Genomic DNA, 15,460 nt, shown 5'->3' on the forward strand with positions numbered 1-15,460 from the left:
ACTTCCAAAACAACCAGGAGGTTGGCTTAGAAGCAGCCATCCTTTAAAGATAGCGTAACAGCTCACTGGTCTAATCAAGAGGTCTTGCGGCGAAGATGTAACGGGGCTCAAGCCACGAGCCGAAGCTTTGGATGCATCCTTCGGGATGCGTGGTAGCGGAGCGTTCTGTGATATAGAACGCTGCCTCTTTTGTATCGCAAGATATAACGGAGGCAATGTTCTGACTGTGAAGCCGGGCCGTGAGGCAACCGGTGGAGTGATCAGAAGTGAGAATGTTGACATGAGTAGCGACAAACAGGGTGAGAGACCCTGTCGCCGAAAGTCCAAGGGTTCCTGCTTAAAGCTAATCTGAGCAGGGTAAGCCGGCCCCTAAGGCGAGGCCGAAAGGCGTAGTCGATGGGAACCAGGTTAATATTCCTGGGCCAGGAGATGGTGACGGATCCCGAGGGTAGTTCGATCTTAACGGATTGATCGGGCTGCTTAGGGGTTCCTGGAAATAGCCCTCCACAAGACCGTACCCTAAACCGACACAGGTGGACTGGTAGAGAATACCAAGGCGCTTGAGAGAACCACATTTAAGGAACTCGGCAAAATACCTCCGTAAGTTCGCGAGAAGGAGGCCCGGTTTTTACGCAAGTGAAGGCCGGGGGCACAAACCAGGGGGTGGCGACTGTTTACTAAAAACACAGGGCTCTGCGAAGCCGTAAGGCGACGTATAGGGTCTGACGCCTGCCCGGTGCCGGAAGGTTAAAAGGAGATGTGCAAGCATTGAATTGAAGCCCCGGTAAACGGCGGCCGTAACTATAACGGTCCTAAGGTAGCGAAATTCCTTGTCGGGTAAGTTCCGACCTGCACGAATGGCGTAACGACTTCCCCGCTGTCTCAAATGTGGACTCAGCGAAATTGAATTGTCTGTGAAGATGCAGACTTCCCGCGGTTAGACGGAAAGACCCCATGCACCTTTACTACAACTTCGCACTGGCATCAGGATTGCGATGTGCAGGATAGGCGGTAGGCTTTGAAGCGGGGACGCTAGTCCTCGTGGAGCCATCCTTGAGATACCGCCCTTCGCACTCTTGATGTCTAACCGCGGCCCGTTATCCGGGTCCGGGACCCTGCGTGGTGGGTAGTTTGACTGGGGCGGTCGCCTCCCAAACAGTAACGGAGGCGCGCGAAGGTTGGCTCAGACCGGTCGGAAATCGGTCGTTGAGTGCAATGGCAGAAGCCAGCCTGACTGCAAGACTGACAAGTCGAGCAGAGACGAAAGTCGGCCATAGTGATCCGGTGGTCCCGAGTGGAAGGGCCATCGCTCAACGGATAAAAGGTACGCTGGGGATAACAGGCTGATGATGCCCAAGAGTCCATATCGACGGCATCGTTTGGCACCTCGATGTCGGCTCATCTCATCCTGGGGCTGGAGCAGGTCCCAAGGGTATGGCTGTTCGCCATTTAAAGAGGTACGTGAGCTGGGTTTAGAACGTCGTGAGACAGTTCGGTCCCTATCTGCCGTGGGTGTTGGAGACTTGAGAGGAGCTGCCCCTAGTACGAGAGGACCGGGGTGGACGGACCACTGGTGGACCTGTTGTCGTGCCAACGGCAGTGCAGGGTAGCTATGTCCGGACAGGATAAACGCTGAAGGCATCTAAGCGTGAAGCCCCCCTCAAAACAAGGTCTCCCTTGAGAGCCGTGGAAGACCACCACGTCGATAGGCCGGAGATGTAAGTGCAGCAATGCATTCAGTTGACCGGTACTAATGGCTCGATAGGCTTGATTTGATCCGGTAGAAGCAAGATCCGCGTCCTCGAAAGACGACGCAGACCCCTTCTCCAAAAGGCATCCTTGGACAACTTCACCCTGCGCAAGCAGGGCGACGCTGAGCGTTTCTTTCCTGGTCTGGTGGCCCTAGCGCGAGCAAAACACCCGATCCCATCCCGAACTCGGCCGTTAAGTGCCGCTGCGCCGATGGTACTGCGTCTTAAGACGTGGGAGAGTAGGTCACCGCCAGACCTGGTAAGAAACGCAACATCTCTCCGAACGACGCAAACACCCCAACAGGACAAAAATGGCGCGGGGTAGAGCAGCCCGGTAGCTCGTCAGGCTCATAACCTGAAGGTCATAGGTTCAAATCCTATCCCCGCAACCAAAATAGATCACTGCATCAGCAGCTTAGCAGCCTCCCTCACGGGAGGCTTTTTGCGTTCCGCAAACGTGTCAACATAGTGTCAGCAAAACGATGGCGGCGGATGGCGGGGAATCGCACCACCCGGTCGCCGGATGCTCGGGTTCGTTACAGAGGGGCATTCTGAAGGCTTCGGACGAACCGCTACTGCAAAACCCAACGGTAAGGCCGTAATAACATTGCAGAGGCCGATGACTGCAACTTCGATCAATTCCGCAAAGCGCGTCGTGGCAGACCTCGTTTGGGCGCATTACGGGCGCGGCTCCAGTCGCAGGACGATGGCGTTCCGGGGGCGCAGAGTTATCCGGTGCATTGGCTCCGGCGGCGTCGTGTCGTGTAGATGGAAGCGGATTGCGGTAAGCAACGTTGCGAGACCTGCCACCATCTCCATCATTGCGAAGCTGGCTCCGAGGCAAACCCGCGGGCCGGCTCCGAACGGCATGTACGCGCAGCGCGGACGGCTCGCTGCTGACAGGCTTTCGAAGCGATCTGAGTTGAAGGTGTCCGGGGACGACCACAGCGCCTTGTGCCGGTGGATGGCATAGATGGGGATGAACACGAGCGCGGTTGGCTCGATTGTCTGCCCCGCGATCTCGCACGGGCGGAGCGCGCGTCGGCTCAACAGCGGAACAGGCGGAAGCAAACGCATTGTTTCTTCGAGGAACTGAGTCAGGTCAGACAGGATTTCGAGATGCGGCGTCTCAACCGGGCCGTGTCCTGCGACGACCCGGACGTGATCTGCGAGCACCTCCTGGAGGTCGGGCTGGGCCGCGAGGCAGTACAGTGTCCAGCTCAGCGCATTGGCAGAAGTCTCGTTTCCGGCCGCGATCAGAGTAAGGAACATGTCAACGAGGTCCTCGTCGCTCAGCGCCCGCCCCGTTTCAGGATCGCGTGCATCTATCAGGATCTGAGCGAGGTCGGGCGGATCCTGGCGCCCCTGTCGCCGTCGTGCCACAAAAGACCTTACGAGCTGCCGCCCTTCCGCCGAGGCCCGTTCCATCTGAAGCTTGCCCGGGTGAGGCATCCACCTGGGAAGGCCCAGGGATTCATAAGAGACCGGCCAGCTGCAGGGACGCAGATATCTGTCGATTACCCCTGATATCCGGTCCGCCTCCGATTGGTGAAAGCTCGAGAAAAATGTGCGGCAGATGACAGCAATCGTTGCCGCTGTCATGGCGTCGTCAATCCGGTGTAGTCCCGGGCTCCTCTTCCAGCGCCCGGCCAGTTCTTCGAAGGGGCCGCGCATTACAGGCAGGTAGGTCGAGAGCGTGGCAGGACGAAAGGCTTGCGCAGCCAGCCGGCGCCTCCAGCGCCAGGCTTCACCCTCCGCCGTCAGGAGGCCATCCCCAAGGATCGGGTTGAGCAGCCGGTTGTCGATACGGGACTTGGCGAAATCTTCGTGTCTTTGCACAAGAATGGTATTTACGATTGCCGGCTTGGTCGGGAAAAACATTGCCTGTCCCGCCGCCTGCAGACTGGCGTGCGGCTCTTCGTAGGCTGCCGGTGGAACCGCCGCTATTGGGTTCCGCACCATGACGCGCAGCAGAGCGAGGGTTGAGAGATGCCCACGGGCCATCTCAATCTTTGGGGGCTTGAAGGCCTTTGGCCCCGATGAGGGTTCTCCATTCATGTCTCGCTCCCCTGTCGGGTTGAGCAATAATAGCACGGGGGACCCCAATTCGCATGCTGGTTTTACGCGCCTTGTTGGTCCACCTGGATCTGGCACTTGAACACAGCCTGGAGTTGAGGCGTTCGCTATTTTGCCTTTACCCCGATGTACCCAAAGCCGGCCGTCACAAGACCATTGAGTTTCTTCAAGCGACTTTCTCTCGGATCTGCCACTTTCTGCCAGCTTGCTGTTACTTCCCGTTAAGGCAACGTTGAGGCAAATTGGTCATCGGAGGAGAGGACCATGACAAACACTCAAAACGTGCTTATTCATCCCGCAGTCGACAATGGAATAAAACAAGGCGATCCGAGTTTCTCCGGAGGCGTTCTGACGTGCCATTGCACCAGCAATCCTGTGAAGCTTCGTGTCGGCGCACAAACCGCGCATAATCACGTTTGCGGCTGTACCAAATGCTGGAAACCCGATGGTGCAATCTTCAGTCAGGTGGCCGTCGTTTCGCGAGACGCCGTCAAGGTGGTTGAGCAGGCAGCCAAGCTGGAGGTCGTGAACGCTCAGGCGCCCATTCAGCGTCACCGGTGCCGGGAATGCGGTGTGCATATGTATGGGCGGATCGAAAACCCGGACCACCCGTTCTATGGGCTCGATTTCGTGCATACCGAATTGTCGAAAGAAACGGGGTGGTCCGAGCCGGAGTTTGCAGCTTTTGTCAGCTCAATCATCGAGTCCGGTGTCGATCCGTCCCGCATGAACGGGATCCGCGGTCGTCTTCGGGAATTGCGGCTTCATCCTTATGATACATTATCTCCGCCCTTGATGGATGCGATAGCGACCCATGCCGCCAAACAACCGGCTAGACCCGCATCGGCCAGGGCGGCGCCAAGCGCATCTGCGGCGGCAGAGCGGCAGTCAGCCCCGACGCAGCCTGCGCAAGAGGGCGGATCTATACTCGCCCGACTGATGAACAAGCTGTTTGGCGGTGGTCAACGATAGGGGCATCTTGCGGCTGCGGACTTGGTGAGCATCCCCACATTGGGGTGGGTGCTTGACGACTGACCCGGCAGTGCGCCCGGTGAACCACAGCCAAATCCTGCTACCCACAACCAAGTCGCTCCCGGGCACGTTCCTGCCTTTCATCGGCAAGGACGAGCCCGACGGCTTCAGCGGTCGGCGTCCATCCTGTGCAACTTCTCGACCCGGCGGCGGAAATTCTCGTCGGTCGAGAACACTGCGTTCAGGTCGTAGTCTATCAGATCGAGGCCGGCCATGGTCCGACAATAAGCTCGGGCGCGAAGAGCGCCGGCAGAGCGGGCAGAAGGTCTGAACCGATCCGGCGCAGGGTCGGGGCCCTGTTCGTGCCGGCGGAAAAGCTTATGCCGACGGGCGTACCCCATTGCGTTTGTTGTGGGGTTATGGTCGCGGTGCAAAGCATGAGTGACTGGTTTGGGGAAGCAAGTCTTCTTATGAACGTTGAAGTCCAGCAAAGCCGCGCCGGGAGGCGCGACTTCACCATGAGTTTGATCAGGCCTCGTCGGCTTGGTTGGTCGCGTTGCGCGGCGGGGCCAGCATCCATTCCGACAGGTCCATGCGTCCGACGCCGAATTCAGGCCGGCGGCGCTTGCCTGCGGTCCTGGATGAAGATGCTCCCATATCCCTCGATCGCCAGCTGTCCGCCCTTCTCGACGAGCCATCCGGCCTTCACGAGTCGGGACACATCCTTCTGTGCCGTCCGCTCGTTCATGTCCGGAGCAGCGGCCAGAAGCGTGATTGCGGTCTCGTACGCGAACTCGCCGTTGTCCTCGGCATCGGCGATCAGGTGAAGAAGGCAGCCAACAAGATGGGCGCCAAGGTCCCCTGCTATTTCCTGCAAGACTTCCCTTTCAATCCAAAGATGACCTTCGTCCTTGTTCATTGTCATTCTCCTGTTTGATGTAGCTGAGGTATCGACGAGGCTAACCGGCATCGTTAGCCCGTGAGGGCGTTGCCGACCCTCCTCGAGGATCGTGGGACGTCTTCGCGAGAGATCATCCTCGGTCAGACGGTATGGGGGTGGCGGTGGGCCCGCTGCTATCGCAGCGCTGCCCTCCAGTGCGACAGCTGCACCGCCCAGTCTGCCGGAAACGGCTCCAGCATCCGGGGTAGCGTCAGTTCAGGGCCTTGCCTGCCGTCGAGGATAACCTCGACTACGCTAGGAGAAAGCAGCGTCAGCGGCAGAACCCGGGTCGTGTAGGAGTGGGCGACGCGCTCAGGTTTGGACAAGTTGGCTAGACGTGCCAGATTTTGATCGACCTTCATCGTTTTTGTCTTCTTTTGAACTTTCGTTGTTCCACACTACCGCTCTGTCCGAGGCGGATGTGTAGTCACTGGATCTGCACCGTTGCGGACTGTCTCCGTAAAGTCGCTGCTGCGCGCGAAGCCGAGCAAGGCCCGGCCCGAGAAAGGCGCAGAGCTTACGGCGACACTTCGCTTCGGTAATTTGCTTTCTGGCAAGGGATTGAATCCGTCGGTCGTGTCCGACTGCTCGACGCCGGGCGGGATCTGCCATCAGATTGCCGGACCTGTCGCTGCAGGGATTTGCTGCTTGCGAGGGGTATCCTTTCAGTCGGTGGTAACCTCCGGTTACCGGGTGGTAACCCCGATTTTCTGCCTGCAACTAGCGACCTGCCGCGACTAAGCCCACCGCATACGAAAGAGCGTTGGAAGGACCCAAAGGGGGCGTAGCTGGGCAGGCTCAAGCAGATTGACAGCGCTCCCAGTCAGTGAGCTATGGCCGATTTTGGGTGATGGGGTCTGAGAAGGCGGCGTATCGTGGTGGGTGTCAAAGCCTGCCAGAACCTCCCGAAGGAGCGATACGCCTTGGAAGATGATATCACGATCACCCCGCTTCACCAGCCCGGATCTGTCGTTGATCCACTCACCGAGATTGCACGCGACGGCGCCCGGCAGATGCTGGCAGCGGCACTCAGGGCTGAGGCCGCGAGTTTTGTCGCGCAGTTTGCTGAGGAGCGCCTGCCCGATGGCAGGCAGCGCGTTGTCCACCACGGCACCGGCCCTGAGCGGAACATCCAGACCGGGATCGGCCCTATCCCGGTGCAGAGACAGAAGGTGCGCGACCGGGCAGCTGATGCGCCGCCGGAGGACAAGATCCGGTTCAATTCGCGCATTCTTCCGAAGTGGGCGCGCCGTTCGCCTAGCCTTGATGCTCTGCTTCCGGTCCTCTACTTGCGCGGCGTCTCGACTGGAGACTTCCAGGAGGCTCTGAGCGCGCTGGTCGGTCCGGATGCGCCCAACCTGTCGCCAGGAGCGATCTCGCGGCTCACGGGCGAGTGGCAAGCAGAACATGACCGCTGGCAACGCCGAAACCTCTCGGCCCGGCGCTACGTCTATGTCTGGGCCGACGGCGTGTATCTGCAGGCCCGGATGGAGCCGCAGGCCGAGTGCATGCTGGTGATCATCGGGGCGACGCCGGAAGGGAAGAAGGAGCTGCTGGGGTTCCAGGTTGGGGTCCGCGAGAGCGCGCAGAGCTGGCATGAACTGCTGGTCGACCTCAGGGCCCGCGGCCTCTCGGCGCCACCGGACCTCGCGGTCGGAGATGGTGCCCTTGGCTTCTGGAAGGCGCTGGATGAGATCTTCCCCGACACGCGCCACCAACGCTGTTGGACCCACAAGGTGTCCAACGTCCTGAACAAGCTTCCGAAGTCGATGCACCCGGCGGTGAAGACTGACCTGCGGGAGATCTGGCAAGCCGCGACCCGCGCGGCGGCAGAGACCGCCGTCAATACCTTCGTCGAGAAGTATGGCGTGAAATACGAGAAAGCCGTCGCCTGCCTGACCAAGGATCGAGAGGCACTGCTGGCCTTCTACGACTTCCCGGCCGCTCACTGGGACCACCTGCGCACGTCCAACCCGATCGAGAGCGTCTTCGCGACCGTCCGCCATCGCACCGTCCGAACCAAAGGCGCGTTGTCTCAGAAGACAGCGAAGCTGATGGTGTTCAAGCTGGTTCAGGCCGCAGCGAAGAAATGGCGACGACTGAAGGGCGCAAACCAGTTGCCTCTCGTCGTCGAAGGCGTCAAGTTCACTGACGGTGTCGCCGAGCAGGACGCCAACGAAAGCCGCGCCGCTTGATCAGGCCGCGTCACCCAAAATCCCGCATAGCTCCAGTCAGTGCTCCGCCTCGTCTAGTGACGGCACAGCAGGGGTGGCGTAGACGCCGCAAGTGCGCGGCGAGCTTGCCATACATGAATCCGCATCGCGATGGGGCAATGTCGAGTCTTAGGGTCTAGAAGGTTCGGCGCCGCGCTTCCGGAGCGGCGTCCGCAATGGCTCTGCTTCGTTCCACGCCTATCCACATGTGTGGGACCGAGCCACGCCGGCTGTTCGACACCATGGTCCACGTCGCCCATCCGACCGCCCCCAACACAGCTGCCGCGGACAGGGGCCGCTTCTGCACTTCCAGCAGCAGGCTCTGCCGGCGGAAGTAGATGTCTTGGTCCCCATCGATCACACCGTTGGACCGGGCCTTGTAAAGGTTGTCTCGCTGGGCTGGATCGCCTAGGTGCTTCGGCTTCACCTCTGCAGGGCGACCCTTTGCTTCCATGACCAGGTCCATCAGGCGCGGCGCCACTTGCCCCATGAGAGAGATCATCATGCCGTTGCCGTCGATCGAAAGTGTGCGATTAGGATGTTCAGTCGCAAAAAGGATCCAGACCGTGTGAAAACACGAACCGGATTCCCAGCATTGAGCGGCCGTGGTATTTTTGGGCATGGCACATATTTCAGGCGGTGATCGGTCCCAACTCCTGCTTTTGCCGGACTCTGTGGACGACTATGTGGGGCCGGACAATGTTGTCCGGTTTATCGATGCTTTCGTTGACGGGCTCGATCTGAGGGCAGCTGGCTTTGGGCGGGTCCAGGCGAAAAGTACCGGTCGACCGGGATATGATCCGGCCGATCTCTTGAAGCTCTACATTTACGGATACCTGAACCGGGTGCGGTCCAGCCGCCGGTTGGAGGTAGAGACGCATCGCAATCTTGAAGTCATCTGGCTGCTCCGCCGCCTGACCCCCGACTTCAAGACAATCGCAGACTTCCGACGCGACAACAGAACGGCGTTCCGCCAGGTGTTCCGGGAGTTCGTGCTGCTGTGTCGTGAACTCGACTTGTTCGGACGAGAGTTGATCGCAGTCGACGGCACCCGGATCAAGGCCGTGAACAGCCGGGAGCGGAATTTCACCAAGGCCAAGCTGGCCAAAGCGATAGCGGAAAGCGATGAGCGCTTGGCGCGGTATCTCAAGCAGCTCGATGAGGCCGACAAGGACGGTGAGGACGCGCCAGAGAGGGGCACCGTCGAGAGGCTGCAGGAAAAGATCGCAGCGCTCCGCAAGCGGCGTGAACGGCTTGATGATCATGGCAAAGCCCTTGCAGACAGCGGCGCGGACCAGATCTCGCTGACCGACCCGGACGCACGCGCGATGCACTCCAGCAGTCGCGTCGGGGTCGGTTATAACGTCCAGATTGCGGTCGATACCAAGCACAAACTGATTGCGGAGCAGCAGGTCCACAACAAGGTCAGCGACCTGGGCCTGCTGACCGAGACGGCCAAGGCTGCGCGTGAGACCCTCGATGTTGCGCAGATCGATGCCGTGGCCGACCGGGGCTACTTCAAGATCGAAGATATCGAGGCCTGCGAAACGGCAGGCATCGTCCCTTACGTTCCCAAACCGCAGCGCGGATCTGCCGTTGCCAAGGGATTTTTTCCCAAGGACCAGTTCCGTTATGATGCCGAGGCAGACATCTACACATGCCCGGGCGGCGCGGCTTTGCGCCATGTGCACAGCCGCCCGGTTCGTGGCGAGATCCGCGTGTTCGATTATGCCAATGCCGCTGCCTGCAAGTCCTGCGCACTCAAGACACGTTGCACCACCGCGGCCTACCGCAAGGTTGCGCGCTATGAGAACGAGGCCGTGCTGGACCGGATGGCGAAACGGCTTGCCGCGCGGCCCGGGGTGCTCGATGAGCGGCGCGAGAGCGTCGAGCACCCGTTCGGCTCCGTGAAGCAATGGATGGGCCAGGGTGCATTCCTGATGCGCAGGCTGGAGAACGTGCGCGCTGAGTTCAGCCTGACGGCCATCGCCTACAATTTGCGTCGAGCGATCAGCCTTGTCGGCATTCCGGCGTTGATTGCGGCTGTCAGGCTGTGAAGGCTCCCCATTTCCTTAAGTGTCAGCCCATATTTGCCTTCAGAGATCCCCACAGGATCCCAAAACCCACGATTAAGCGTTTGATCCGGATCCTCTAAAGGAAAGGCTCCGATCCAGCCAAAACCCCTGCACACCATCAGACTTCCCCAAGTTTTCACACGGTCTGGATCGCGTCTGCGACCAGCCGGGGGTCGTAGATGACTGGTGGAACACGCGGGGCCTGATCTACGTACCTGCGGGCGTGCTCGGGGCAGGGCGTATGCATGCCGCCGGGCTTGATGAGGGCTACGGCAACCGGGACGCCATCGCGCTCCAACGCCATGCGCAACACGTTCGTAAAAGCCCGGATGGCATACGTGGTGGAACTGTACGCGCCTTGGTAGACGATTGCGCAATCCGAGAGCACGGAGCCCACGTTGATGATGGCGCTGCCGCTGCGCTGGCGCAGAAGGCGTGCTGCAACCAGTGATCCCATCACCAAGACGAAGTAGTTGACATTGAAGGCGGGGCGGTGGTCCTCCATTGGCGTCTCCTGCAGGATACCGAAGGTGGCCACTGCCGCGTTGTTGACTCAAGTGTCGAAGCCGCCGAACTCAGGAAGAGCCGTCTCTGCGATCCCGGTGCGAGAAGATGATGCGGCGGTGGGATATACGCGTCTTGCACTCAGCGTGCTGGCAAGAGCTAAGATTGACAATGTTCTGCCGTGGCTTAGACTTTTCCGACCGCTGGGTTCGGCATCGCCACCAGAGGAATTATACAAGGAGGGGATGGACCGATGAGCGATTTCGACTTGGTAATCCGTGGCGGAACCGTCGTCACGGCGTCTGAGACAACGCGCGCAGATATTGGTGTGCAGGGCAGCACGATTGCGGCCCTTGGACTGAACCTGGGCCGCGGGAATAAAGAAATCGACGCCAGCGGCCTTTTGGTCATGCCGGGGGGCATCGACAGTCATGTGCACCTTGCGCAACCCGCTTTCGGCGGCCCGGCCATGGCCGACGGTTTCGAGACCGGCACGCGATCGGCAATTGCCGGCGGCAATACGACAGTCTTGCCCTTCGCCATGCAGGGACGTGGTGAATCCTTGCGCCAAGCGGTGGAGGATTACCACAAAGAGGCCGATGGCCAGTCCTATTGCGACTACGGTTTTCACATGATCGTCGCCAATCCATCGCCGGCGGCGTTGGGGCAGGATCTGCCGGCATTGGTCGCGTCTGGATATACATCGCTCAAGGTGTTCATGACCTATGCTGACCTGGTTCTCAACGACCGCGAGATACTTGAAGTATTTGATGCTGCAGGAGAATGCGGTGCCTTGGTGATGGTGCATTGCGAGGGGTATGACGCCATCCGTTTCATGACGGAAAAGCTGGAGAAATCCGGCCGCACGGCACCCTATTATCACGCCGTTTCACGCCCACAGTCGGTGGAGCGCGAAGCCGCCCACCGTGCCATCAGCCACGCGGAACTGACCGGGGTGCCGATCATGGTCGTCCATGTCTCGGGACGTGAGGCGATGGAGCAGATCCGCTGGGCGCAGTCGCGAGGGCTAAAGATCATGGGAGAGACGTGCACCCAGTATATCTCGCTCACGGCTGAGGACCTCAAGGGTCTTAACATGGACGATACCGGCACGAAGTATGTCTGCTCTCCGCCGCCCCGCGATCATGCAAGCTGGGAAGCCATATGGAACGGGATACAGACCGGCGTCTTCCAGACCTTCTCCTCGGATCATTGCCCGTTCTACTTCGAGGGAGAGGTCGGCAAGAAGAACCCAAAGGCGCGTACCGGATTTCAGTGGGTGCCGAACGGCATTCCCGGCGTCGCGGTGCGCATGCCGATCCTTTGGTCAGAAGGAGTGGCCAAGGGCCGTATCACCGCAAACCAGTTCGTGGCGCTTACCTCGACCAATCATGCCCGCATCTACGGACTGACGACCAAGGGATCTCTTGCACCGGGCTTTGACGCGGATATCGTCCTTTGGGATCCCGCGCACGAGGTCACGATTACACAGGCACTGATGGAGCATGGGGCCGATTATACCCCTTGGGAGGGGTTCCGGGTGACCGGCTGGCCCCGGGCGACCATCCTGCGCGGCGAGGTGGTGATGGAAGAGGGTCGGATTCTGGGGCGCAAGGATCAGGGGAAATTCCTGCCGCGCGCGCTGTCACCCATGGCCGGACGGATGGCCGGCGCGGCGCTTGATTGAGGTAACGGTGCGGCGGGAGCCATTCAGGCGCCGAACCGCCGCCAGGATCGTTCCAGCAGCTCGCCATCCAGATTGCGCCCGATAAGGACGATCATGCCCTCCTCGGGTGCCGGACCTGACAGCCACGCGTCACGTTCGGGCAGGATCTCCGGGGGCTGAACCATGCGGCGCACCGATTGCAGCAGCAGCAGGCCCGCAGGCGCGCGCACGATGCCCTTGACCCGCACTACATCATCGCCTCTAGATTGCAAGAGGGCCGAGAGCCAGGTTGAAAGGGCAATCCAGCCGCCATCTTTGCCCACCTCGATGCGGTAGGGGCGGATAGGTTCGGCCATGGCAGCGACGACCGGCAAGGGAAAGGGCAGGGCTGAACCCAGCGTCAGACTTACCGGCGTCCCGTGTTCGGCCGCGCTGATCACGGCGGTCGGATTAAGCACCCGGATGGTGGCAGCAAGGCGCGCAAGATCGCCGTACTTGGCAAGAAGCGGCTTGCTGAGAATGAGTTCATCGGCGGCCTCGACCTGGGCGCGGGCAAGGGGTTCGCCGGCAAGCTGATCGCGCCCGTGAACCGCGTCGACAATCACCACAACCTTTTCCATCACCAGCCGCCTGGCCAAAACCTGATCCGCAGCCAATGCGACTGCAATTGCACCCGGATCTGCAAGACCACTTGTTTCCAGCAGCACGCCATCGATGCCGCTTGCGCCAGAGGTAGTTGCCTCGTCACAGATTTGACGCAGCGCGGCGACAAGCGCAGGAAGCCCATCGCAACAGGCACAACCGCCGGCCAACACTTCGACTCGTGCGGCCTTGCCAAGAAGCAGGTTGTCCACTGGCGTCAGCGCCGCCTCGTTCACAAGAAAATGGCGTTTCCTGAATCTGCCTTCATGCAACTGGTGGCGAAGCCACGTGCTTTTACCGGCGCCCAGAAAGCCCCCAAGCAGGGTCAGGGGGATCCGCCCGTCGCGGCGCCCCGCCTCAGCCTTCATGGTCAAGAGCGCGGGCAGACAACGGATCGATCGGCTCGCCCGCCATACGGGCGGCCTCGAGCCACAGGCTTTCAAGATCGTCCACCAGAACCCGCGCTCCGCCGGGGGCAAAAAGCTGCAACCCCGGCGTTGCGCCATCATCATGGGCCTTCAGCCCCCATGGGGCGAGAAGACGGTTGACGGATGCCAGTCGGATGAAGCGGAGGCGCAGCCTTTCAGCAGGGGAACTGGCCCCCGCGTCGGTCCAATGGCCGGGCTTGGCGGGAAAACCGCACGCACTGCACATAGATGCGCCTCCCTTCGTTCCAGCTCAGATCACCTCGGGTCGCTTGCCACTCTCGAACGGATACCGTTTGCGGAAGTCGTCGGCGATCTCTTCGAAGGTGGCCCATTCGACGCCCTCGTGGCCGTTGATATACTCGATCAGTCTTTCCAGCATCAAAAGCACCTGCGGGCGGCCAGAGACATCAGGATGAATCGTAAAGGCAAAGACGCCGTAATCCATCTCGCGATACATCCAGTCGAACTGATCACGCCATAGTTCCTCGATGTCCCGGGGATTCACAAAGCCGTGGCTGTTGGGCGCCTTCTTCATGAACAACATCGGCGGCAGGTCATCCACATACCAGTTGGCAGCGATGTCCACGAGGTCGATTTCTTTGCCGTGCTTGAGGGGGTGCATCCATTCCTTGGCCTGCTTGGTGTAATCGATGACGTTCCATTCATCACCGACCCGAGCATAGAAGGGCTGGAAATCGCGATACCCTTGGCTGTGATCGTAGCTGAAATCGTATTTTTTCAGAAGCGCCGCGGTCACCTCTGACATTTCCCACCAGGGTGCTACATAGCCGCGGGGCACGCGTCCGGTCAGCTTTTCGATTAGTTCGATCGATTTTACCAGAACGTCCTCTTCCTGCTGCGGCGTCATGGCAACTGGATTCTCGTGAAGATAGCCATGGGCACCGATTTCATGCCCCTGATCCACGATTATCTGCATTTCCTTGGGGAAGGTCTCAAGGGAATGGCCCGGGATGAAGAAACTGGTGCGCAGGTCGTATTTCTTGAACAAGCGCAACAGGCGCGGCACGCCAACCTCGGTGGCGAAGATCCCCCGCTGGATGTCCGAGGGGCTGTCGCCGCCGCCATAGGACCCAATCCAGCCTGCGACCGAATCGATATCGGTACCGAAAGCGCAATAAATTTTCTTGGCCATTTCGTTCTCCTGTATGGTCAACGGCCGGCGGGCCGCATTGAATGCTGTCATGACGTCAAGGCTGGCAGGGACAGGCTGGCGCGCAGGGCGAACTCATCGGGCCGCCCTGCCATCAAAAGAAGCATCAGAAGAAGGCGCGCCTTAAGTGCATCAAGATCGCCAGACCCTGTAAGGCCACGCGAGACAAGGTCGATCTCACCGCCGGGTTGGCGATAGGTACCACCAAGTACCCGGCCTCCACGCGTACGGCTGGCAAAGACGACCGGCACGCGCTTGGCCGCATCGCTCAGCGGGGCAAGCCAGTCGGTATGCACATGGCCACCGCCAGCAAGATCGAGGACCAGTCCCGCCGCACCCGCCGCCATCGCGGCCTCGATCAATCGGGGTTCGTCCGAGATCCCGGGCTTGAGGATCGGAACAAATGGCACCGCCGCATCCGTTGGCACCGAAACGCCCGCGCGTCGTTTGGCTCGGGCGTAAAGCGCAACCTCGCCCTCAGCTAGCCAGCCGAGTGGGGCAGGCGACCAGAAGGCTCCTGTCGATGTGGTGTCGCGCTTTTGCACCCAACGTGCGGCATGGATCGTGTCGTCAAAGGCGACCAGCACACCAAGATCCCGACAGGCGGGATCTACGGCGCAGGTGACAGCGGCCAAAAGGTTCGCCGGCCCGTCCGCACCGGGAAGCGACGGGTTGCGCATCGCACCTGTCACAACAACCGGCAGCCTCCCGTTATGAAGGAGGTCCAAAACATAGGCAGTCTCCTCGATCGTGTCGGTGCCCTGAGTGACCACGACTCCTTCGGTCCCGTCCTGCTCGAATGCACGGATCAAGATTGCGAGTGCAAACAGAAGTGGAAGGTCGATCTCTGTTGACGGCAAGTTGGCAAGGTCGCGCGCGCCTACCACGGCCCTGCCGGCCAACGCCGGCACCGCGATGACCAGATCGGCCGCAGTCAAGCTGGGGGCAACGCCTGCACCCGCTGCGTCGGGCTGGCAGGCGATCGTTCCGCCTAGGGCGATGATCTCGACGCGCGGTATCAT

The 15,460-nt window shown here is 60.3% G+C and carries 11 protein-coding genes, 1 tRNA gene, 2 rRNA genes and 2 pseudogenes (1 of these 16 only partly in view); 7 read left to right on the plus strand and 9 right to left on the minus strand.

Annotated elements, in window-relative coordinates:
* The 3 genes from E4191_RS03475 to E4191_RS03485 all read left to right on the plus strand — a co-directional run.
* Positions 1-1,775 (plus strand): 23S ribosomal RNA (locus tag E4191_RS03475) (it extends 1,062 nt beyond the left edge of the window).
* A gap of 117 nt (positions 1,776-1,892) precedes the next feature.
* Positions 1,893-2,007 (plus strand): 5S ribosomal RNA (gene rrf / locus E4191_RS03480).
* Between the two features lie 59 nt (positions 2,008-2,066).
* Positions 2,067-2,143, plus strand: a tRNA-Met gene (locus E4191_RS03485).
* Positions 2,144-2,429: 286 nt separating this feature from the next.
* Here E4191_RS03485 and E4191_RS03490 read toward each other — a convergent pair.
* Entirely contained in the window at positions 2,430-3,809 is a 1,380-nt protein-coding gene (locus tag E4191_RS03490; protein ID WP_135312175.1) for a cytochrome P450, read from the minus strand.
* A gap of 282 nt (positions 3,810-4,091) precedes the next feature.
* Here E4191_RS03490 and gfa point away from each other — a divergent pair.
* Positions 4,092-4,655 (plus strand): annotated as a pseudogene (gfa, locus tag E4191_RS03495) (S-(hydroxymethyl)glutathione synthase); the annotation flags it as partial.
* Between the two features lie 754 nt (positions 4,656-5,409).
* Here gfa and E4191_RS03500 read toward each other — a convergent pair.
* Both E4191_RS03500 and E4191_RS03505 read right to left on the minus strand, forming a co-directional pair.
* On the minus strand, positions 5,410-5,718 hold the full coding sequence (locus E4191_RS03500; RefSeq protein WP_135312177.1) for a hypothetical protein: 309 nt from the start codon (positions 5,716-5,718) through the stop codon (positions 5,410-5,412).
* A 155-nt stretch (positions 5,719-5,873) separates the two neighbouring features.
* On the minus strand, positions 5,874-6,101 hold the full coding sequence (locus E4191_RS03505) for a hypothetical protein (protein ID WP_135312178.1): 228 nt from the start codon (positions 6,099-6,101) through the stop codon (positions 5,874-5,876).
* A gap of 561 nt (positions 6,102-6,662) precedes the next feature.
* Here E4191_RS03505 and E4191_RS03510 point away from each other — a divergent pair.
* Positions 6,663-7,934: an IS256 family transposase gene (locus E4191_RS03510; protein ID WP_135312179.1), complete on the plus strand. Its 1,272-nt coding sequence runs from the start codon at positions 6,663-6,665 to the stop codon at positions 7,932-7,934.
* A gap of 154 nt (positions 7,935-8,088) precedes the next feature.
* Here the strand turns inward: E4191_RS03510 and E4191_RS03515 are convergent, their stop codons facing one another.
* Entirely contained in the window at positions 8,089-8,574 is a 486-nt protein-coding gene (locus tag E4191_RS03515; protein ID WP_135312180.1) for a hypothetical protein, read from the minus strand.
* On the opposite strand from E4191_RS03515, the gene E4191_RS03520 reads away from it, so the two are divergent.
* On the plus strand, positions 8,573-10,009 hold the full coding sequence (locus tag E4191_RS03520) for an IS1182 family transposase (RefSeq protein ID WP_135312181.1): 1,437 nt from the start codon (positions 8,573-8,575) through the stop codon (positions 10,007-10,009). The genes E4191_RS03515 and E4191_RS03520 overlap by 2 nt on opposite strands.
* 154 nt (positions 10,010-10,163) lie before the next feature.
* Here the strand turns inward: E4191_RS03520 and E4191_RS03525 are convergent.
* Positions 10,164-10,568, minus strand: a pseudogene (locus tag E4191_RS03525) (SDR family NAD(P)-dependent oxidoreductase); the annotation flags it as partial.
* 216 nt (positions 10,569-10,784) lie between these two features.
* Between E4191_RS03525 and hydA the strand changes: the two are divergent.
* On the plus strand, positions 10,785-12,218 hold the full coding sequence (gene hydA, locus E4191_RS03530) for a dihydropyrimidinase (RefSeq protein WP_135312183.1): 1,434 nt from the start codon (positions 10,785-10,787) through the stop codon (positions 12,216-12,218).
* A gap of 23 nt (positions 12,219-12,241) precedes the next feature.
* Here the strand turns inward: hydA and E4191_RS03535 are convergent, their stop codons facing one another.
* The 4 genes from E4191_RS03535 to E4191_RS03550 are packed head-to-tail and all read right to left on the minus strand — an operon-like array spanning position 12,242 to position 15,460.
* A complete protein-coding gene (locus E4191_RS03535; protein WP_135312184.1) occupies positions 12,242-13,207 on the minus strand; it encodes a CobW family GTP-binding protein in 966 nt (321 codons plus the stop codon).
* On the minus strand, positions 13,197-13,493 hold the full coding sequence (locus tag E4191_RS03540) for a hypothetical protein (protein ID WP_135312185.1): 297 nt from the start codon (positions 13,491-13,493) through the stop codon (positions 13,197-13,199). The genes E4191_RS03535 and E4191_RS03540 overlap by 11 nt, the downstream gene beginning before the upstream one ends.
* 24 nt (positions 13,494-13,517) lie before the next feature.
* Positions 13,518-14,420, minus strand: a complete 903-nt coding sequence (locus E4191_RS03545) for a polysaccharide deacetylase family protein (protein ID WP_135312186.1) — start codon at positions 14,418-14,420, stop codon at positions 13,518-13,520.
* 47 nt (positions 14,421-14,467) lie between these two features.
* Positions 14,468-15,460: an asparaginase gene (locus tag E4191_RS03550; RefSeq protein WP_176562618.1), complete on the minus strand. Its 993-nt coding sequence runs from the start codon at positions 15,458-15,460 to the stop codon at positions 14,468-14,470.

This window comes from Paracoccus liaowanqingii, assembly GCF_004683865.2.
GTDB lineage: Bacteria > Pseudomonadota > Alphaproteobacteria > Rhodobacterales > Rhodobacteraceae > Paracoccus > Paracoccus liaowanqingii.